19 protein-coding genes are annotated in these 21,131 nt (G+C 39.7%); 12 read left to right on the top strand and 7 right to left on the bottom strand.

Annotated features, from left to right (window positions below; genetic code table 11):
* The first annotated feature begins 99 nt into the window (after nt 1-99).
* A complete protein-coding gene (locus QUE72_RS02380; RefSeq protein ID WP_286271283.1) occupies nt 100-2,151 on the top strand; it encodes a glycoside hydrolase family 97 protein in 2,052 nt (683 codons plus the stop codon).
* A gap of 26 nt (nt 2,152-2,177) precedes the next feature.
* On the top strand, nt 2,178-3,704 hold the full coding sequence (locus QUE72_RS02375; RefSeq protein ID WP_407704947.1) for an MFS transporter: 1,527 nt from the start codon (nt 2,178-2,180) through the stop codon (nt 3,702-3,704).
* 13 nt (nt 3,705-3,717) lie between these two features.
* Here the strand turns inward: QUE72_RS02375 and QUE72_RS02370 are convergent, their stop codons facing one another.
* On the bottom strand, nt 3,718-4,737 hold the full coding sequence (locus QUE72_RS02370; RefSeq protein ID WP_254849563.1) for a LacI family DNA-binding transcriptional regulator: 1,020 nt from the start codon (nt 4,735-4,737) through the stop codon (nt 3,718-3,720).
* A 73-nt stretch (nt 4,738-4,810) separates the two neighbouring features.
* Nucleotides 4,811-5,773 carry a type 2 periplasmic-binding domain-containing protein gene (locus QUE72_RS02365; RefSeq protein ID WP_286271281.1) on the bottom strand — a complete coding sequence of 321 codons (963 nt, stop codon included), beginning with the start codon at nt 5,771-5,773 and terminating at the stop codon, nt 4,811-4,813.
* A gap of 242 nt (nt 5,774-6,015) precedes the next feature.
* Between QUE72_RS02365 and QUE72_RS02360 the strand changes: the two genes are divergently transcribed.
* From QUE72_RS02360 to QUE72_RS02340, 5 genes are read left to right on the top strand one after another with little or no spacing between them, the layout of a single operon-like run.
* Nucleotides 6,016-8,394 carry a TonB-dependent receptor domain-containing protein gene (locus tag QUE72_RS02360; protein ID WP_286271279.1) on the top strand — a complete coding sequence of 793 codons (2,379 nt, stop codon included), beginning with the start codon at nt 6,016-6,018 and terminating at the stop codon, nt 8,392-8,394.
* 49 nt (nt 8,395-8,443) lie between these two features.
* Entirely contained in the window at nt 8,444-9,049 is a 606-nt protein-coding gene (locus QUE72_RS02355) for a PepSY-associated TM helix domain-containing protein (RefSeq protein ID WP_286271277.1), read from the top strand.
* A gap of 24 nt (nt 9,050-9,073) precedes the next feature.
* The gene (locus QUE72_RS02350; protein WP_286271275.1) at nt 9,074-9,595 is read left to right on the top strand and encodes a DUF2271 domain-containing protein; all 522 of its coding nucleotides are present in this window, start codon (nt 9,074-9,076) and stop codon (nt 9,593-9,595) included.
* Between the two features lie 25 nt (nt 9,596-9,620).
* Nucleotides 9,621-10,454, top strand: a complete 834-nt coding sequence (locus QUE72_RS02345; protein ID WP_286271274.1) for a DUF4198 domain-containing protein — start codon at nt 9,621-9,623, stop codon at nt 10,452-10,454.
* A gap of 3 nt (nt 10,455-10,457) precedes the next feature.
* On the top strand, nt 10,458-11,729 hold the full coding sequence (locus QUE72_RS02340) for an NADPH cytochrome P450 oxidoreductase family protein (RefSeq protein WP_286271273.1): 1,272 nt from the start codon (nt 10,458-10,460) through the stop codon (nt 11,727-11,729).
* Between the two features lie 156 nt (nt 11,730-11,885).
* Here the strand turns inward: QUE72_RS02340 and QUE72_RS02335 are convergent, their stop codons facing one another.
* The 3 genes from QUE72_RS02335 to QUE72_RS02325 all read right to left on the bottom strand — a co-directional run bounded on the left by QUE72_RS02335 (nt 11,886) and on the right by QUE72_RS02325 (nt 12,788).
* Nucleotides 11,886-12,077 carry a hypothetical protein gene (locus QUE72_RS02335; RefSeq protein ID WP_074498758.1) on the bottom strand — a complete coding sequence of 64 codons (192 nt, stop codon included), beginning with the start codon at nt 12,075-12,077 and terminating at the stop codon, nt 11,886-11,888.
* Nucleotides 12,078-12,142: 65 nt separating this feature from the next.
* Nucleotides 12,143-12,313, bottom strand: coding sequence for a DUF1328 domain-containing protein (locus QUE72_RS02330; RefSeq protein WP_074498759.1), 171 nt, complete (start codon nt 12,311-12,313; stop codon nt 12,143-12,145).
* Between the two features lie 28 nt (nt 12,314-12,341).
* Nucleotides 12,342-12,788, bottom strand: coding sequence for a PA2169 family four-helix-bundle protein (locus tag QUE72_RS02325; RefSeq protein ID WP_286271272.1), 447 nt, complete (start codon nt 12,786-12,788; stop codon nt 12,342-12,344).
* Between the two features lie 472 nt (nt 12,789-13,260).
* Here QUE72_RS02325 and QUE72_RS02320 point away from each other — a divergent pair, with 472 nt between their 5' ends.
* From QUE72_RS02320 to QUE72_RS02305, 4 genes are read left to right on the top strand one after another with little or no spacing between them, the layout of a single operon-like run.
* Entirely contained in the window at nt 13,261-14,073 is an 813-nt protein-coding gene (locus QUE72_RS02320) for a hypothetical protein (protein ID WP_074498761.1), read from the top strand.
* Between the two features lie 2 nt (nt 14,074-14,075).
* Nucleotides 14,076-15,113 carry an extracellular solute-binding protein gene (locus tag QUE72_RS02315; protein WP_286271270.1) on the top strand — a complete coding sequence of 346 codons (1,038 nt, stop codon included), beginning with the start codon at nt 14,076-14,078 and terminating at the stop codon, nt 15,111-15,113.
* Nucleotides 15,110-16,633, top strand: coding sequence for an ABC transporter permease (locus tag QUE72_RS02310; protein ID WP_286271268.1), 1,524 nt, complete (start codon nt 15,110-15,112; stop codon nt 16,631-16,633). Before QUE72_RS02315 ends, QUE72_RS02310 begins: the two co-directional genes overlap by 4 nt.
* Nucleotides 16,630-17,646, top strand: coding sequence for an ABC transporter ATP-binding protein (locus tag QUE72_RS02305; RefSeq protein ID WP_286271265.1), 1,017 nt, complete (start codon nt 16,630-16,632; stop codon nt 17,644-17,646). Before QUE72_RS02310 ends, QUE72_RS02305 begins: the two co-directional genes overlap by 4 nt.
* 41 nt (nt 17,647-17,687) lie before the next feature.
* On the opposite strand, the gene QUE72_RS02300 is transcribed toward QUE72_RS02305, so the two are convergent.
* Complete coding sequence (locus QUE72_RS02300; protein WP_286271264.1) at nt 17,688-18,458, bottom strand: helix-turn-helix transcriptional regulator; 771 nt, start codon at nt 18,456-18,458, stop codon at nt 17,688-17,690.
* Nucleotides 18,459-18,520: 62 nt separating this feature from the next.
* Between QUE72_RS02300 and QUE72_RS02295 the strand changes: the two genes are divergently transcribed.
* Nucleotides 18,521-19,126 carry a glutathione S-transferase family protein gene (locus QUE72_RS02295; protein WP_286271263.1) on the top strand — a complete coding sequence of 202 codons (606 nt, stop codon included), beginning with the start codon at nt 18,521-18,523 and terminating at the stop codon, nt 19,124-19,126.
* Between the two features lie 85 nt (nt 19,127-19,211).
* Here QUE72_RS02295 and QUE72_RS02290 read toward each other — a convergent pair whose 3' ends face one another.
* Nucleotides 19,212-21,020, bottom strand: coding sequence for a M61 family metallopeptidase (locus QUE72_RS02290; protein ID WP_286271262.1), 1,809 nt, complete (start codon nt 21,018-21,020; stop codon nt 19,212-19,214).
* Nucleotides 21,021-21,131 lie beyond the last annotated feature (111 nt).

Here is a 21,131-nt window from a genome sequence, read left to right as displayed (position 1 = left end):
TCAGAGCGATGAAATTATGCTGAATACGTATGCAACTAGCTGTAATTTGCCACCAGTAATTTTATGCTGTTAACCATTAATAAACCCTCAGGAAAAATAATGAAGAAAAATCTGCTGGTTCTAACAACCCTTTTTGCAAGCGCCTACTTATACGCACCAAATTTATTAGCAAAAACAGTTAAGGTAAGCTCGCCAAACAACAAAATAACAGTCTCAATAAGTGACGAAAATACACCAAGTTACCGGGTAAGTTTTAACGGCAACCAAGTGATTGATACATCGCTGCTTGGTTTAAGGTTTCAGCAGTCAGCTGACCTAGCTGAGGGCTTTACAATTGCTTCAAGTAAACAAAAAACGGCTGACAGCACATGGCAATTACCCTGGGGCGAACGCAAAAATGTACGTGATAATCATCATGAATTAATCGTGAACTTCACTACCAACAGAAAAACGTCTAACCAATTTAGCGTGCGCTTTCGCGTATTTAATGACGGTATAGGCTTTCGCTATGAAGTTCCGAAACAGCCAGGGCTAGATGGTGATATTGCTATCACTGATGAATTAACAGAATTTAATATACCGCATGCTGAGAAAGCCACTGCTTGGTGGATCCCTGCACGTGGTTGGAATCGCTATGAATATATATACGAAACTACTCCATTATCCGAAATAGATCATGTACATACTCCGCTGACAATGAAATTAGCAGACGGCGAACATGTAAGTATTCATGAAGCCGCACTGGTCGACTATGCCGGCATGACGATTCAAAAAGGTCGTCATAATAAACTAAAAGCGGATTTAACACCTTGGTACGACGGAATTTTAGTGAGAAAAAAAGCAAATTTCACCAGCCCTTGGCGTACGATTCAAATGAGCAAAAATGCAGCGGGATTACTCAACTCTGATCTGATTTTAAACCTTAATGAGCCCAGTAAATTAACGGACACGTCTTGGATAGAACCTGGAAAGTATGTGGGCATCTGGTGGGGGATGCATGTTGGTGAAACCACTTGGGGTAGTGGTGAGCAACACGGGGCTACCACAGAAGAAACCAAACGTTACATGGACTTTGCCGCAAAACATGGCTTCGATGGCGTGCTAGTGGAAGGTTGGAACATTGGCTGGGATGGTGATTGGTACGACAACGGTGATGTATTTAATTTTACTCAATCATATGACGACTTTGATATCAAAGCAGTAACAGAGCATGGCTTGGCAAAAGGTGTACGTTTAGTGGGTCATCATGAAACATCTGGCAATGTAACCAATTATCGTCATCAAATGGCTGACGCTTTTGAGCTGTACCAACAACACGGTGTTCGCCAAGTTAAAACAGGTTATGTCGCTGATGGTGGAAAAATCAAACGTATTGATGAACACGGTATTGCGCGTTTTGAATGGCATGATGGCCAATTTATGGTCAATGAATATTTAGACAACATTAAATTAGCCGCCAAATATCAAATCAGCATTAATACACACGAGCCGATTAAAGATACTGGCTTACGCAGAACCTATCCGAACTGGATCAGCAGAGAAGGTGCTCGCGGTCAAGAGTATAACGCGTGGGGATCACCACCAAACCCACCATCACATGCTGCTATCTTACCTTTTACTCGCATGTTAGCTGGACCAATGGACTTTACACCTGGCACCTTTAATATGTCATATAAAGGGTTAGGCGCGAACACTGATCGCCCACAAACCACATTGGCAAAACAATTAGCACTGTACGTCGTTATTTTTAGTCCGATTCAAATGGCGTCTGATTTACCGCGTCATTATGAAGCAAATTTACCGGCATTTCAGTTCATTAAAGATGTACCAACTGATTGGCAAGAAAGTAAAGCGATAGACGGCGAAATAGGTGAATATGTGGTAATAGCACGTCAAGAACGTCATGGTAAAGATTGGTATGTAGGGGCATTAACCAATGAACACGCCCGCACCATTAATTTACCCTTACATTTTCTTGAGCAAGGCAAGCGCTACCAAGCGCAAATTTATCGAGATGGCGATAATGCAAATTGGGTTGATAACCCATATGAAATAATCATTGAAAACAAGTCGGTTTCAGCGAATGATAGTTTAACGCTAGCACTCGCTACAAGCGGTGGTACCGCCATTCGCTTTAAAGCACTAGATTAAGCAGTCGCAGCAACTAGGTAATAATAATGACAATTTCAACTTCATCCATAACGCAGCAAAAGCCAACACTAAATTTTTGGCAAATTTGGAACATGTGCTTTGGCTTTATGGGTATTCAATTTGGTTTTGCTTTACAAAATGCCAATGTTAGTCGCATTTTTCAAACCTTAGGCGCAGATTACGGTAACATGGCGATTTTATGGGTCGCCGCCCCCATTACTGGGTTAATTGTACAGCCGATTATTGGCTATATGAGTGATAATACCTGGGGTAAATTCGGTCGCCGTCGCCCATACTTTTTGATAGGAGCTATTGCCGCGAGTTTGTCACTGTTTATCATGCCAAACTCTCCTACCTTATGGATGGCGGCTGGTATGCTATGGCTCATGGATGCTTCTATTAATATTTCCATGGAACCTTTTCGCGCTTTTGTCGGTGATATGTTACCGAGAAAACAGCGAGCAACAGGCTATGCAATGCAAAGCTTTTTTATTGGTGTTGCTTCTGTGGTTGCATCATCATTACCGTGGATCATGACTAACTGGCTTGATATCAGTAATACAGCAGCGCCAGGACAGTTACCTGACTCAGTGAAATTTGCTTTTTACGCTGGTGGAGCAGTTTTTTTACTTGCAGTATTATGGACAATTTTTACCACTAAAGAATATTCACCTGAACAATTAGCCGCGTTTGAACAAGCAGAAGATACAGAAACTGTTCATCCAATGCCACGAGTAACACCACCTTATGGTATTTATGGCATGATCACGCTAATAATCGGCATCGTCAGTAGTGTGTTAGTTTATAGCAACATATCGCGCTTAGATAAAAGTCTCTATATTTTAACCGGAGGCTTTGTTGTATTTGGTTTATGTTTACTCGTTGCTAACTATATGCATAAACAACATAAAGTTGACAATGGTTTTGCCCAAATTATGGCAGATTTATTCGCAATGCCTGATACCATGAAACAATTAGCGGTAGTGCAATTTTTCTCTTGGTTTCCTTTTTTTGCCATGTGGACCTACACCACAGCAGCAATAACAGCGTTTCACTATAATACGTCTGATGTTACATCTGTGGCCTATAATGAAGGAGCAGACTGGGTAGGCGTGTTATTTTCAACGTATAACTTAACTGCTGTTTTTGCAGCCATTTGTATTCCATTAATTGTTAAGCTGTTTAATCTGCGTATAGCACATATGATTAATTTATTACTTGGTGGAGTAGGTTTTGTTTCATTTATTGTTATCGATAATCCAACATACCTCATAATATCCATGATTGGTGTTGGCTTTGCTTGGGCATCTATTTTATCCATTCCTTACGCCCTACTTGCTAATGCCTTACCCGCAAAAAAAATGGGGTTGTACATGGGGATTTTCAATTTCTTTATTGTGTTACCACAAATTTTAGCCGCGAGTATTTTAGGTGTGTTAATCACCAAGGTTTTTGATAACCAGCCTATTTACTCATTAGTTATTGGCGGTTCAAGTATGATTTTGGCTGGTTTATTAACTTTGCGTGTAAAAGAAAGTCACCAGCATAGTTAACTTGTCATTGATATTAACTACCACACGATTTACGGACGATAAGTGTGGTAGGCATTAAAACATCATCTGGCGACTCGCCATTTATTAACGCAATTAAATTATCAACTAATAATTCACCTGCAAGTTTAGTGTCTTGTTTAGCGGTGGTTAAAGATGGAATGGTAAAACTTGCGATGGCGATATCATCAAACCCCACTACAGCAACTTGATCAGGTATTGTATAACCATGCTCTTGTAATGCACGCATGGCGCCAATAGCGATCAAATCACTAGCACCAAAAATAGCGTCAAAGTCAATGCCACTGTTAATCAACTGACATGCAGCTTCATATCCTGAATCTTCAACAGAAATGGCATCAATTTGACGCTTACTTTCAACGGTTAATTTGTTATCTGTTAACGCTTGACAATAACCATGATAACGATTCAAAAACTCAGGGGAATGAGTAGAAGCATCACCTAAAAAAGCAAATGCTTTTTTACCTTGTTTAATCACATGCTCTGTCACCTGATAACCACCGTGAAAATTATCACAGCCAACAGACAATACTCGTTCATTATCTACTTTTGCACCCCATCGTACGAAGTGGGTATTTTGCTCGCTTAATTGTATTAACTTTTCTTCGTAATCCATGAAGTCACCATAACCTAATAAAATTAGGCCATCCGCTTTTTTACTGTCTTCATAGTCAGCATGCCAATCATCACTTAGCTGCTGAAATGACACTAATAAATCGTATCCCTTTTGTGCGCACGCACGTGTAATACTGCCTAGCATGGATAAAAAGAACGGATTTATTAATGAATCATCATTAGTGGGATCTTCAAATAATAATAACGCAATAGTATTACTTTGTTGCGTTCGTAAACTGCTGGCATGCTTATCAACTTTGTAATTTAACTCTCGCGCAATGGCTTGTACTTTTTGCCGCGTTTCTTCGTTGACTAAAGGGCTATTGCGTAGCGCGCGAGAAACTGTAGATTGTGATACACCCGCACGATAGGCAATATCAAAAGACGTTGCTTTAGACATTAATGGCCCCATAAATTTGTTATCGTTAAATAGTACCGCCACTAACGAGCTAAGTACATAATATTATATGAAATTAATCAAGCTTACCCACAAGTTTAGCGTTTGACTGCTTTATTGTTTGTTGAGGATAACTACTATTCGTTAATTCAATCGTAGTACGCTGTTCTAGTTTAGCCTGAGACAACGCTTCTTGGTGATTTTTAAAATGCATTAATAATTCTGAAAAACGACCATTTTCAATTAAAGCTTCTAAACCCTGTTGTATTTGTTGTGCTAACTTAGTGTTAGCTTTTTTTACGAAAAAATACATTGATGACGGGTATTTAAATAATAGATGTTGGTCAATATATATATTTTTCTGATTAAATTTCTCAAACTCTGAATAGACTTCTAACACACCACGAAGCGTAAAGTCGAATAATCCTAATGCAGTGTCTTTATATAACGTTTCATACCAAGCAGTTTCCACAACATTAAACCCATTACGTTGCAAAATAGTTGCATCAGGCCAACCCCGCCCTTGCGCTAATCTCAATTGTTTTAATTGCGCTAAATCATATTTTTTTTGAAAAATAGGGGCATGTTTATTATTAACAACAGCAATTCTATAGCCAATGAGGCCATTCATCAGTGGAATGCGAATAGGTAAAAAGTTCTCTTCGCGATCTTGATTGGTTACCGTCCAAACAACATCAATAAGCTCTTTATCTAAACTTTTTAATTGCCGTTGCAGTACCATAGGTAAAGAAACTGGCACTAACGTACAGTCAGTACCTTTTTGTTGATACGTTTGACAAATTTCCTTAAGCAATAAAACAAAGTAATCTTTTTGGGGATCATTTTCCTCAACGGGAGCGTTGTATCGAATAATAATTGTTTCATTGGCTGAACTTAGTGAAGGATGCATAAATGCAAAGATCATGAGATAACGACACCATGATAATAATAGCGCTTTTTCAACTTTTGATATTTTAAATAAAGCAGCCGTTAACCGTAACATACTTAAGATAGCTACGTTAACACAAACGTTTTTCATTAAAGGCCCGCCTCCTTACCGACACCAAAGTTAACTCACTATAGCACAAAAAATAGGCTTTATAGTTAGATTTACTGTTAACAAAAACAACCTTCAAAAGAGCCAATTAACACATATTCACCCTATAGAAACAAATACAAATAAGAATTAATATCATTTGTATTGTCTTTTTTGTAAGGGACTGTATAATCTCGCCTCATAAAAATACACAGATATGAATACACAACTTTTACAGGGATATTATGAACACTCAAGTAAGACTTTCCGCAGTCGCCTTTGCTTTACAAGCGACAGTCATCAGTATTGCTTCAGCAGAAGCAAATGTTTCTCCTGATCTTGAAAATATTGAAAAGCTTGTTGTCACTGCAACGGGTTTTGAACAAAAGCTAACACAAGCGCCTGCAAGTATTTCTATTGTTACCGCTGAAGACATTAAATCACGATCATTTACGTCTTTATTGGATGTTGTGAAGTATCAAGAAGGTATTGATATTGGCACAACACGTGACAAAACAGGTCAAGGCAGTGTTAGTATGCGTGGTCTTACGGGTGAGTACACCTTGCTGCTAATAGATGGCAAACGCCAAAACAACCATGGCGATATCTACCCGAATAACTTTGGTGGTAACGCTTTTAACCATATACCACCTTTAGAAACTATTGAACGCGTAGAAATTATTCGTGGTCCTGCGTCAACCCTTTATGGTGCAGATGCACTGGGTGGTGTGATCAATGTGATCACCAAAAAACATACAGAAAACTGGAACGGGGCCATTACTTTTGGTCGTAGCTTTCAGAGCAACAATGACTTTGGTGATGATATTACCAGTGATGTTTCGGTTGCTGGGCCGATCATTAAAAATGTACTCAGTGTAGGGTTTCGTGCAAGTGCTTATGATCAGCAAGCATCATCACCTCAGTTTGCTCCCGCAGTTGATCCAAACGGTGACGTGCATGTCAGATCATTAGGTTTTGGTAGCGGTGGTCGTACTGTTGACAACAACAGTGAACATTACGGTTTTAGTATCAATTATACTCCTGCCGAGGGCCATGAGTTATCGTTTGATTATGATAATTCACACCAAGAATATGACAATACCCCTGACTATAACATTGATACTGGCAGTATAATCTATCCTTTAGGCACAAAAGATAGCATAGAAGCTTTATGGCAAGACAGAGGTGGTAAAGTAAACCCACGAGCAGGTTACGCCGCTGAACAGCAGTTTGATCGTCAATGGTGGTCATTAGCCTATACTGGTGAATTTAGCTTCGGGGCAGTATCTGCTTCACTTGGCTATGTTGACACGCAAAACAATGGCCGCACGCTGCCGTTAAGTGTCGCTGAGCGTCAATTGTTGCAAAAAATGTATGATGGTGCAGGCGATTATGAAAATATGTCAGAAGACCAACGTCGTGACCTTGCAGAAGATACCTTCTTACCACGCCCAGAGCGACCGTTAGATAGTAGTCAATACACCTTTGATTTACGCTTTGACATACCCATTGATAACGCAGCCGGCGATCATAATTTTGTCTTAGGTTTGCAAGCAATTGACGGCGAACTGCAAGATGGCGTATTTGGCTTAGAGTCAGGCAATGCTGGCGCTATTCAAGAGCAGAAAATGTATTCATTGTTTGCTGAAGACAACTGGATGATCACAGATAGCTTTACCTTAACCGCAGGTGTTCGTGTTGATGATCACGATGTCTTTGGTAATCAAACATCACCACGCGCCTATGCCGTTTATAACATCAATGATGATTGGACTATTAAAGGTGGTGTGAGCACAGGCTATAAAACGCCAAAAACAACTGACTTATACGATGGCATTACGGGTTTTGGTGGCCAAGGTACAAGTCCTTTCGCCGGTAATCCAGAGCTAGAGCCTGAAACCAGTGTAAACAGTGAAATTGCGTTATATTGGAGTAAAGATGAACATAATTTCAATATCACCTATTTCGATACTGAATTTGAAGATAAAATTGCTCGCGGTGACACCATTCAAAGCTGTGAAAAAACAGGTGGGGTTCGCCCATGTGTGAATTTAGGCCAGTACGATCAGTTAGGTTATACCACCTACAGCCAAAAAATTAATATCGATAAAGTTACATTACAAGGTATTGAAGTGGCGGGTCGTTACCAGCTAACAAACGACTGGTCAGTGTATGCAAACTACACCTGGACAGACAGTGAACAGCAAAGTGGCCCGGAAGAAGGATTACCTTTAACCAATACAGCCGAGCATATGGGTAATATCAACATTGGCTGGGATGCCACAGAAGATTTAAATGTTTATTTGCAAAGTGAATATCGTTCTGATCGTTACCGTGGTTTCGACTCAGTTCATGAACGCGAACTATATTACAAAAACTACTCACTGCTAAACTTAGGCGCCCGTTGGACGCTAAATGATAATGTGATGGTGAATTTACGTGTAAACAACCTACTAGATAGAGACTTTACTTCTTATTCAACAAGTTATGATGACTTAAACGGTGATGGAACGTTTGAATATTTATCAGGCCGGGGGGTTGTCAGTGAAGTGGTATTCGAAGATGATTACAACGTAAAATACAAAGCTCGCAACTTTTGGGCAAGTGTTACTGTAAGCTTTTAGATATCAACAGGCGGCATATTAACGATGTCGCCTTATTTTTGGGGTAATAATGCAAGTGAATTTGGGATCAATTAGACAATGGCACTGGGTTAGTTCTGCATTATGTCTAGTAGGCATGTTAGGTTTTGCCATCACAGGTATTACCCTGAACCATGCGGCTGATATTACCGTTACCCCGCAAATAACTACATTAGAAGCAACACTACCTAAAAATTTACTTGAAGCTTTAAAAACGACAGCCAATGAAAACCCGACAGAAACGCCACCTAAAGCATTATCGTTTTGGTTAGCACAAACCCATTCCTTGCAACTTTCAAAAAACGCTGTTGCAGAGTGGTCAGACGATGAACTGTATATCGTTCATGCAGGTCCGGGTGAAGATACTTGGCTAGCGGTTGATTTTTATAGTAATGAGCTAAGTTATGAAAGTACAGAACGAGGCCTAATCGCCTACTTTAATGACTTACATAAAGGTCGTGACACAGGCACCGCCTGGGGTTGGTTTATAGATGTCTTTTCTGTTGCATGCGTCGTTTTTTGCTTAACCGGTTTGCTGCTACTTTACCGACAAAAAAACCACCGTTGGATGACTTGGCCTGTCACTGTTTTAGGGGCAATTATTCCCGCTATTTTGTTATTACTTTTTGTTCATTAACCATGATTACCCAAGGAGAAAACCGTGTTTAAAATCATATGTAAATTACTGGCAATTGCCAGTTTAGTCATCACTGCCAGTGCATATGCTCAGTCACCGTTACAACTAGAGATCACTATCCCTCGATTACAAGTGGCTGAATATCACAAACCTTATGTCGCTGTTTGGTTAGAAGATCAAAAACGTAATACTACACAAATCGCCGTTTGGTACGATGTTGAAATGGAAAATGGCAAAGGTGAAGAATGGCTGGCCGATTTACGTCAATGGTGGCGCAGAGGCGGGCGTAAACTTGAAATGCCTATCGATGGTATTACTGGTGCAACTAAAGGGCCAGGCAGTCATATAATCACCCTTGAACTGGCCTCTTTACTCAAAAATCAACGCTCTGGCGAATACAAAATAAGAGTGGAAGCCTCAAGAGAGGTGGGTGGTCGAGAACTACTTCAGATCCCTATTACACTGCCTATAAAATCAAAAGACTTACCTATTTCTGTCGCTGGTAAGCGCGAATTAGACCACATCACATTAACCATTAAAGAATAAACCAATGTTGCCAGGAGAAAAGCACATGTTATCAACCAAATTAATAACGTTAGTCGTAGTCACGCTAACCATGATTACCATTTCTATACCCGCTCATGCCCATAGAGCGTGGATAAAACCTAGCAAAACCGTGTTATCCGGTGAGCAAAACTACGTCACTTTTGATGCTGCGGTATCGAATACGCTATTTATCCCTGAACATGTTGCCTTTCGCATGAGCTACCTTTCGGCAACCGGCCCTGATGGTAAAGAATTAGCATTTGAAAATGTTGGCAAGGGAAAGTACCGCAATACATTTGATTTAAACCTAACTCAAAGCGGTACTTATCGCGTTGGCTCAGCATCTTCTGGTTTACGCGCTTCTTGGAAAGATGCCGAAGGTAAGCGTAAGAGATGGCCAGGTAGAGGCGGCCCAGCTAAAGGTGAAACATTCGAAACCGCAGTGCCTAAACAAGCAAAAGATCTAAAAGTAACTTACAGCTCATACAGATCAGAAACTTTTGTCACCTTAGGTCAACCAAGCGATGATATTTTAGCACCAAGCAATAAAGGGTTAGAACTTGTACCTGTAACTCATCCAAATGATTTATTTGCAACAGAAGAAGCAACGTTCAAGTTTTATATTGACGGTGAACCGGCTGCAAAAACTAAAATTGAAATAACTCGTGGTTCCATGCGTTACAGAAATGCGCCTGAAACCATCAACGTAGAAACAAACGCACAAGGTGAATTTAGCGTCACTTGGCCACACGCAGGCATGTACTTTTTAGAAGCATCTTATGAAGATGATAAAGCAGAAGCGCCAGCAACAAAACGTACTGGTAGTTATTCAGCAACCTTTGAAGTATTACCGCTTTAACGCATGAGTGAAGAACTACGCATAGTCGTCTCATTGGCACTGAGTATTGCTTGGTGCCTATGGGTTGGTATCAGTTGGTTACGTCATAAGCCTCGTTCGACGATGGCTAGTCACCAACCTATTTTTGTCTATGCCAGTCAAACAGGACAAGCAAAAGCAACGGCTCAATCTCAACTTATTTCATTTTCCGATGCATTACTTTTACCCTTAAACAAGCTAACCCCAAAGCATTTTAGCCTGGCATCAGAAATGCATTTTTTTGTTAGTACCTATGGTGAGGGTGAAGCACCCGACAATGGCCATGGCTTTATTCAGTCACTGAATTCAATTAATCAAGATATTATCCAATCGTTAAAATTCTCTGTTACTGCGTTAGGTGATAGCCGTTACCCAGCTTTTTGCGCATTCGGTAAACAAGTCTATCAGCAGCTCACCCATATTGGTGCTCAACCTTTATCAGACATCAAATACATTGATGCCAATGCAAAGCAAACAGAAGATAAACTTTTCGATTTTACAACAGCAAAGCTAAAAGAACGAACACATTTAAACCCTAACAGTGTTAGCCCTGGCTTATATCACTTGCATTTAGATGCAAAGAATTTAACCTGGAAACCAGGCGATATATTAGAAGTATTACCACCAGAAAAAGGTAAATATGGTGCCCCACGAAGTTATTCAATAGCCAGTGCAGCGAGTGATCTTTACAATGATCAATTAATATTATTGGTACGTCTGCATATTGCCCCTGACGGCAGCCAAGGTTTAGCATCACGTTTTCTTACCCAAACCTGTCGCGAAGGATCATTACTAACAGTTAAGGTAAGAGCTAACCCAAGTTGCCAATTGACCGCAACTAACACCCCACTATTACTTATTGGCGCTGGTAGTGGTTTAGCTGGATTGCTCGGCCACATTAAGCAACGATCACTAACAAAAAATGCAGGGCCAATTTGGTTAATTTATGGCGAGCGAGAGCCCATACATGATCATCATTTATCATCTGACATCGCCCATTGGCAAGAGCAAAATGTGCTAAGTCGTGTAGATCGCGTATTTTCACGTCAAAGTAGCAATGAAAAGTATGTGCAAGATATTTTAATAAAGCACTCACAAGCAGTAAAAGCATTTATTGAAACACAAGGAGACATCTACGTGTGTGGCAGTTTAACAGGCATGGGAAATGCAGTTCATCAGGCGCTAGTAACTATTCTGGGTCAGTCAGAACTTGAGACGCTTATAGCCTCAGAGCGATACCACCGAGATTTATATTAGATGCGATTAAGGGTTTACTTTAATAGCAACATTAAACATACCTGCATAAAAAATGGGTTATCAATAACGTTATATTGTTATTGATAACCCATTTGATCTTTGTTTTTCTTCAGTAATAAGCTGCCATCAGTGATGAGTCAGCTTTTCAGCGAAAAATTAACAGTCTTTATCTTCAGTATCTAATTTATCTTTCGCTTCTTCACAAAGATCTTCTGCTTTATTTTCAGCATCGGTCATTGCTTCATCTACCGTTTCACCTGCATCTTCTGCTGGACCATCTGAACAACCTGCTAGCGCCATCACTAATGTTAATAATGTAATTTTAATATAAGTAGAGATGTTTTCCATTTAATAGCTCCTTTGCCATAACAATTAAAAGTCAATTTACGCCACCGCTTTACGGTGGCGATTAGTTAAACCTTTGGTTTACGAATTATTTGTACAATAAACGACAACACAACAAGTGCGAGAAAGATAAAAAATAATATCTTAGCGATTCCTGCTGCCGCACCTGCAATACCACCAAAACCTAACAACGCGGCGATAATTGCCAAAACAAGAAATGTGAGTGACCAACCTAACATGGTAATCTCCTTGTAAGTTTACACGGTATTACGCTGATGCTTGTTGCAAGGCTTTCATTTCATCGTGACACGCTTGCATACGTATTTGAATTTGACTTAATGCGATATTACACGGCTCTGGTAATGATGCTTCCATTGCATCTGATAACTTATCAAGCACTCTATCTTCCACTTCTTCTAACTGATCAAGATAGGTATGCTCTTTATCGGCACGAACAACAGTAAGAAGTTTAGTATACTTTTCGCGCATGGTAACAACTAAATCTGAATCATCTTCAATTTCACCTTCATCGATCAGTACATACGTTTGTAACTCTGAAATAGCTCTTGTTTTTTCGGTGATCATTTTATTAAAAATAGTCGCTAACGTGTTATCTGATAACTCTTCTTTAGCTTCTTTATAAAATTCAACACCACCATTAAGTACCTTAATTAATTCCTTAACAGGTCCCATATCGTAATTTGATAATGACATAAATACTCCTTAACTTTGGTTGTTTAAAAGTAATTTCACTTAATTCAACATTAAAAATGCACAAGGTATGCCAACAACAAAAACATAATAAAAACAAACGATTAAATAATTTAATTTGTATAATGCCAGCAATATTTACATGGCTATTGTAACTTTTACTGTTTATCAAAAAACAATGTTTTATCGAATTTAATATCGAATAGGCACGACTACCGATAACGGTTTTTTTGAAAGATGTACAGGAGATCTAGATAAGGGGCCTGCTTGAGCGATTAAGATTAAAGTGGCACGATCAAGTAAGTGAACAGTATTAACTTGAATTAACGCGATACCGACTCAGCGAAAAGCTTTAGGCCTTTGCAAAGAAGTACAACTGAAAAGGTTATTACTTTACTAACTAATTAAGAATAAGTATCATTTACAATTAATAATGTAACGACCGCAAGCTCTCTTTAAAAGGAATCATCACTCCATGAATGTAATAAGCAAAAAATGCGTACATCTACTTAAATCTTTAGTGGTATGTAGCGCTTTATTCACGATATCTGCACAAGCCAATGGGCCGGTAGGCGACCATGTTAATCATTTATCAAAACATTTACCCGCTTATGAAAAAGAAGTGCATTGGTTAATTGAAAAAGTAGACGGGATCGTAAGCCGTTATCATAAAGATGGTGCAAAAGCGGCACACGCTGATGCAGTTGTTGAACATTGGGAAGCGGTGAAGTTTCATGCCGCTATCGAAACAAATTATGTTTTAGTTTATGCCTCTATTTGGCAAGGGCTTTTTGCCGTTAAAGAGAGCATAGATAAAGGTTTACCAATAAACGATGTAAGAAAAGAACAAACAAAATTAACCCAGGCTTTATGGCAAGGTTTAGGGGCAGTAAAAATGGCAGCTACGCTTCAAGATAAAGGCCTTTTAGCTCAGATTCAAACACGAGAAGGAGCGCCAACAAACTCAATTGAAGCCCTAGATACAATAAATACACGCTTAAATAGAGTCGTAGCAAAGTACGCTGAAAAACTAATCGATACTTCTGTTAAAATGGTCGCAGAAACCTATTTGAATTTATTTGAAGGTGTTGAAGGAGAACTTATTGCGTTAGACGCCAATTTAGTGGAAGATCTAGAAAAAGATTTCAATGTTACCCTACCCAAGGCAATAAAATCTCATGCAAGCGTTGAAGATGTTCGTCAGATTGTTGCAACCATGACCAACAAAGTTAACCGCGCAAGTACCTTAATTAAAAACAATGCCAACAATAAAAAGGACGTATTTTAATAATGCACCGTAGAACACTGCTTCAAACATTATCACTGGCTAGTTTGGCAGGCGCCCTACCCGGCTTATCTATTAGTGCTCTCGCAAATAGTATCAAAAGCTATTCTGTTGAAGAGTTGCCTAAACTTGAAGGTGAGCTCACACTTTATCTTGGGCGTGGTGAGGGTGGTTTGTATGAAGATGTTCTTAATGCTATTAAAAAGCGTAACCCTAATTTTGATTTGAAAATTCGTCGAGGGCCAACAGCAGCCCTCGCTAACATGCTACTCGCAGAAGCAAAAGCTGGTGTTTCGCGCGCTGACCTTTTTTGGGCGGTTGATTCAGGCGCTATCGGCCAAGTCGCTCAAGCAGGGCTAGCAAAATCATTACCGACTGATATTACTGCTCAATTAAAACCAGAATTTCGCTTTCATAATTGGGCACCTATCACTGGCCGTATTCGTACTTTGCCCTACAATCCTACGAAAGTTGGCAGTAAGCAACTACCGACCAGTATTATGGATTTACCTAATACTGACTTATCCATAGCTTGGGCACCATCATATGCTTCTTTTCAGTCCTTTGTGACAGCTATGCGATTATTAGAAGGTGAAGCCGCAACCATTCAGTGGCTTAAAGCAATGAAACAAAAAGCGAAAAAGTATGCTGGTGAATTAGGTGTTGTCATGGCTGTTGAGCGCGGAGAAGCGGATATTGGTTTAGCAAACCATTATTACACCTTACGATTAAAATCAGGAAAGCCTGACGCGAATTTAACATTAGCCTTCACAAATAACGATGCAGGTTGCTTGATCAATGCCTCTGGCATTATTAGTCTCACTGAAAATAAAACGGCGATAGACTTTATTCGCTACTTATTAACAACTGAAGTACAAAGCTACTTATCATCCGAAGCGTATGAAATACCTCTCGCAGGTAATAATGCACCACCGCAAGGCATTCCAACGCTTGATACGATTTCCCCGCCTAATGTAGATTTAACCAAATTGGCTGATGTCAGGCCAACATTAACATTAATGCGTAAAGCCGGCGTGCTATGAAACCTTGGTCAACATCGTATATCGTCGCTTTTATGGTGGCGGCTTTAGCGCTATTTCCTGTTAGTGTTTTATTCTCTTTAGCGTCAGACAGTACCCAAATATTTGATGCTTACAACCTTGAAGTACTGGCAAATACGTTATTATTAATGGCGTTTACCGCCTTAGGGGCCATACTAATTGGCGTACCTTTGGCTGTTATTTTGACTTATGTGCAATTGCCTTGGAAAAAGTTCTGGTTAGTGTTACTCGCAGCCCCGTTAGCCATGCCAAGTTATCTAGGCGCATTCACCTTTTATGCAACGTTTGGTTATAGTGGTGAATTAAATGCACTTACAGGGATAGAAACTCCCCCTTTTGATGGGTTATTTGGGGCTAGTGTGATCATGATCTTTTACACCTACCCATTTGTGTTACTCAGTACACGTGCGGCATTAAGCAGTTTAGATGCAAGCCAAGTTTACGCAGCAAGAACTCTAGGCATGTCTTTATTAACGAGTTTATGGCGTATCGCATTACCACGCATTTTTAACGGCATAGCCGCTGGAGCATTGCTTGCCTCGTTATATGCGTTATCAGATTTTGGTACACCTGCATTTATGGGGTTAGATACTTTTACCCGCGTTATTTACGTTGAATACAATGCTTTTGGTTTAAGCCAAGCAGCGATGTTGTCGTTACAGTTATTGGTGATTGTGGCATTAGTTTTATACCTTGAAGCTCAAGTGAAAGGTAGCCAAGAACCCCCGGGTAGACACTTAGTGTTTTGGCCTAATAAAAAGCAACTATTGCTCATCATAAGTGGTATGTTTCCCATCGTGTTATTTGCCATAGTACTGCCTTTAGCGGTATTTTCTATCTGGTTATGGCGAGATGGCTTTGGTAACTTTGAGCTTTCCTATGCTTGGAACTCGGCTCAAGCTTCTTTATTAGCAGCAATGGCTGCAATGATCATTGCACTTCCACTTGCCCATGCTTCTTTAAAAGGAAGAGCAGGCAAGTTCATGGAGCGAATTATTTTTGTTGGCTTTGGTATACCAGGCATCGTAATGGGTACCGCACTCGTTTATATTGGTTTACAGCTCCCCTTTTTGTACCAAACACTCGGTCTGCTTGTGTTGGCTTATTTATTGCGCTTTCTTCCTTTAGCTATTGGCAGCATTAGAACCGCGACCGAAAATTTAGATACTTCTATGGTCAACGCAGCTAGGCTACTGGGTGCAAGTCGACAAGAAGCTTTTCGCCGAGTAACCTTACCATTAACCATGCGCGGTGTAATTGCAGGTGGCGCACTGGTATTTTTAGAAGCCATGCGTGAATTACCTGCAACTTTATTATTAGGCCCTACGGGTTACGAAACCTTAGCCACCTATTTATGGCGAGTATATGAAGCTGGTTATTTTGGCTTAGCTGCTATTCCAGGCTTATTATTAATTTTTATTTCCGCCCTTGGTTTATTATTAATGCTCACTGGTGAGCGATTTAATGATATTGAATTTAATAAGGAAACACAGATTAAATGATTGAAGTAACCAATTTAAGTATTAACTATGGTGATAATACTGTCGTTGATAATCTGAGTTTTTCCTTAGCACAAAAAGAAATACTGATGCTTGTTGGACCCACAGGCTGCGGTAAATCAACTATTTTAAAAGCCATTGCTGGGTTATTACCGATTGAATCGGGCGAAATCAAACACCAGTCTTGGACTGCAACAGCCAAAAAACACGTAGCACCTGAAAAACGAAAGCTTGGTATGGTGTTTCAAGATTTTGCCTTATTTCCGCATTTAACCGTCATAGAAAATGTAAGTTTTCGGCTAAAAAGCCATGAAAAAGCAGAACATTGGTTGGCGGTATTAGGGCTCAGCAATTTTAAACACGTTAAACCCAATCAACTTTCTGGCGGTCAAAAGCAACGTGTTGCATTAGCACGAACTTTAGCACATGAACCGGCATTAGTGTTATTAGATGAGCCACTTTCCAGCCTTGATGCCGCATTAAAAGATGAACTGCGATGGCAGATCCGCAGCGCCTTAAAAGAAGCCGGTGTACCGGCTATTTGGGTCACGCATGATCAAGAAGAAGCACTGTCAATTGGCGACAAAGTAGGCGTTTTGTTAAACGGCAAACTTGAACAAATTGCACCACCACACGAATGCTACACAACACCCGTTAATAAATTTGTTGCTCGCTTTTTAGGTGATGCTAACTTTATTCAAGGTGAATACTCTTCAACAGAAGGGGTTGTTACCAGTATTATGGGTAAAAGCGTTATTCATATTCACGAGAACCTCGAAGATAACGTTGAATTATTAGTGCGACCAGAAGACCTTAATTTACAAGCTAATGACAAGGGTATAGGTAAAATTATTTGGTCGCGCTATGAAGGTAAAAGTCGATTATTTCTCGTAGAGCTCGCGACAGGCGAACAACTTAGGGTGCGAGAAAGCAATACACTGCAACTTCAAACAGGGCAAAGTGTCAGTATTGCCATCAATACAGCAAGTAAGTTAAACGCTTATAATATAAGGTAATTTTTGCAAGTACAAGCATATCACCATCAGCACCTTGTGCTTTAAATTGATTGATAAAACGGCATACACACATCGAAAAAGGTGTCTTTATGGCGAAGTTTGAAACGGTTTTCAACCACATGAGCGCGTTGAATTCTATCTATGCGAAAAACACGAGATGATTTGCGTAAATGATCCCAAGCGATGATATACCAAATAGGCCAGAATAATAAAATATACTGTGCTTCAATCACACGTGTTGTTCGTTCACCTGACTCTGCTACATAATCAATTTCTAAACACTTACATTGTAAGAATGCTTCTGCAACAGATTCTGATACCTTTGATGTTGGCTTTAAATAACGTGCAACGGCAGTTGTTCCTGCATTATCACCTACCATAATACGCTTACGAATAGTACTCACTGCGTTGCGTTGTTTTTCAGGAAAGGCTTGAAAGAGCTTCTGTTTAATTGCTTTAAGGTTATTGGTAAACAACGGCGATTGTAGTGACTCCATAATGGCTAACGACAGTATCAATTCAACCACTTCTTGATGATTTAACTGTAAGCGCTCAATGCCCCAGCGACCATTTAAACGAATGCCTCCGCCTCGTCCTCGATCTGAATCAATAGGATAACCAGCAAGCCTTAACTGAGCTATTTCTCGCATCAAGGTTCGCTGGCTAATCCCCAACTGCTCGCGTAAGTCAGCAGACTTCCAATGTTCTTCAGAGCGCAGTAATCCAAGTAGGCGGCTGCGCCGTTCACTGCGATGTTCAAAGCTAGTATTTGTCATTTCTTTAATATGCCAAATAACGGCATAAATTACCATATAGTATTTGTCGCAAACCACTTAACCGTTAACCTCGCCACATGGCGACAAGGAGTCTATAAATGAAACACTATTTCAATCAAATGAGCAGAGGGATCACCACCGACTGGATGCTGAAAGAGCTCGACGCTCCCCATGAGCAAGTGATTATTGATTTTGAAAATGGAGAAAACCTATCACCAGAATTCAAAAATATAAACCCTATGGGTAAATTGCCTGTATTGGTAGATGATGATGTAGTCGTGACAGAGGTTGCAGCTATTTGCGCCTATTTAGCTGATAAATTCCCTGAAAAGCAACTGGCGCCTCAAGTTGGTAGTGCCGAACGTGCCACCTATTATCGTTACCTATTTATCGCCGGAAACACAATTGAACCAGCCTTTACTCTCGCAGCTTTTAATATTGAATCTCTAGACCCTAAGTCAGTTGGTTGGGGTGATATGACCAGAGTGTTAGCAACAATTGAAGCAATGACCCCTCGAAATGATTGGGTTTTAGGTGAACAGTTCACCGCAGCTGATGTTGTGTTTGGTGGCTTGTTAGACTTTGCCATCATTTTTAAATGGTATGAACCATCTCCCAAAGTTATGGCATATGTTGAACGTATAAGACAGCGCCCAGCTTACCGCGACACTCATGGCGGCTTTTTGGAAATGGCAGAACAATAACGTCACTGTTTCGCGATATTACTTCATAAAAAAAGCCACTTGCAAACAAGTGGCCTTTATCCATTCGACAAAATTTAGTTAAATGTTATTTTTTCTTTTCTTCAGCTTTCTTTTCAGGAAAATCTAAACCTGTCCATGCTTTAAAAAATGCCTTCTGCGCTTTGCTTGCATCTTTCATCGCTTGTACTTTTAATTCACTTTTTGGCATAGCCGCTAAGGTAATGGTTTTGGTCATTAACTGGTCACGTCTAAAAAAGGTAAATTCAACATCAGTGTCTGGTTTGAAATTGGTTAAACGCTTTTTCAAGCCTTTGTCTGCCATACGCAAGCCATCGACAGCCACGATGATGTCATCCGTAGTAAAACCTGCTTGCCACGCTGGGCTGCCTTTTTCTACCGCTCTTACCAATAAGCCATTGGAATGGGAAGAGGTACTTAACCCTGTCCATGCTTTCTTTTTATCTTCTTTACCATAGCTAATTTCTAAACCAGCTTTAGCCAGCAGTTTATCAAAGTCAGGTTTTGCATGACCATCAACATTTTTTTGCCACCAAGATTGGTAGCTATCACCCGTCACTTTTTTCAACACCGCTAATACGTCTTGATCGTTAAAGGTTTTTGGAATGCTGTACTCTTTATAAAGTACATCATGCACATTACGATAACTTTTCTTTAATTTAGTTTTTTCCAAAATATCAAAATCTAACATCCAAGAAACTAAAAAGCCTTCAGAATAAATATTAACGCTATGGTTTTTATCGTAATCACCACCTTCGCTGATCCACTTATCAAAGCTGGCTTCTGCAACAGACTGTGCATCGCGTCCTGGTTTACGTTTAAAACCATTAATGCTCTTAGATAAACTTTTTAACCATTCTTTCGTGGTCATTAATTCACCACGCATCAATAATTGATTTTGCAAATAACTGGTTGAGCCTTCAGCTAACCAAAGTAGATTCGAATAGTTTTCATGTTGATAGTCATAAGGCACTAAGCCTTCTGGACGATATTGCTTAACATTCCACGTATGCACAAATTCATGTGCTGCAGTTCCTAAGAACTGTAAATAATCTTTTCTTTCAGAAAAGCTATAGCGCGAACGTTGAATAATGGTTGAATTTAAATGTTCAGTCGCACCTCTGGCGCCACTGGTTGCATGTACCATAAATACATAGCGTTCGAACGGATAATCAGACCAAATAGTATTGCCTTGTGCGACAAGTACTTTTAGATCTTTCACCATTTTTTCACTGTCATAATTACCTTTACCCCAAATGACCAACTCATATTCTCGGCCATCAACGGTAAACTCATGAAATTCGTTTATACCTGTTTCTATAGGTGAATCAATTAGTAAATCATAATCAGATGCAATAAATTGATGGGCGTTATCCCCTGAAACTAAACCTGAAACACTGCGCCATTCTTTAGGGGTGTTTAATTGAATAATATGTTTATCATCACGTGTTTCTTCGGTATACATCACAACACCAGAGGCGTCTAAAAACGCATGGCTGTCATCAACATGGCGTGTGCGATAACCAAGTTGATTTGAATAAACTTGATAGCTTACTTCAACACCACTTTTAAAATCACCCGTTAAACGCCATGTGTCTTTATCAACTTTTTGCCAAGAAATATTATCGCCTTCAACAGAAAATTCGCGAATACCATTAGCCAAATTTAGAATTTCATAACGACCTGTACGCCAAGTAGGAAGTTTTAAATCAATACTGCTTTTTACCGATTCTGGTAATGACATGGTGACATTGGCGTAATGGTGTTCCGCCTTGCTTAAATCAATATCTACGTTTACATCAGCGAAAGCATCGACAGATAAAAATGTCATAGATGCAAACGTTAATAATGAAATATGGTGTGAAAGTTTTTGCATAAAAATTATATATTCACTAAATTTTAAGGTGCGGATAGTTTACCTATTTGGTATACAAATTCCATGTTAACGATAAAATTAATCGCTAACATGGTGTAAACATAACCTTAT

It is taken from the genome of Thalassotalea hakodatensis (genome assembly GCF_030295995.1).
In the GTDB taxonomy this organism is placed as follows: Bacteria; Pseudomonadota; Gammaproteobacteria; order Enterobacterales; family Alteromonadaceae; genus Thalassotalea_C; species Thalassotalea_C hakodatensis.
Note: the sequence above shows the minus strand (reverse complement) of the source record. Positions and strands in the feature narration are given on the sequence as shown.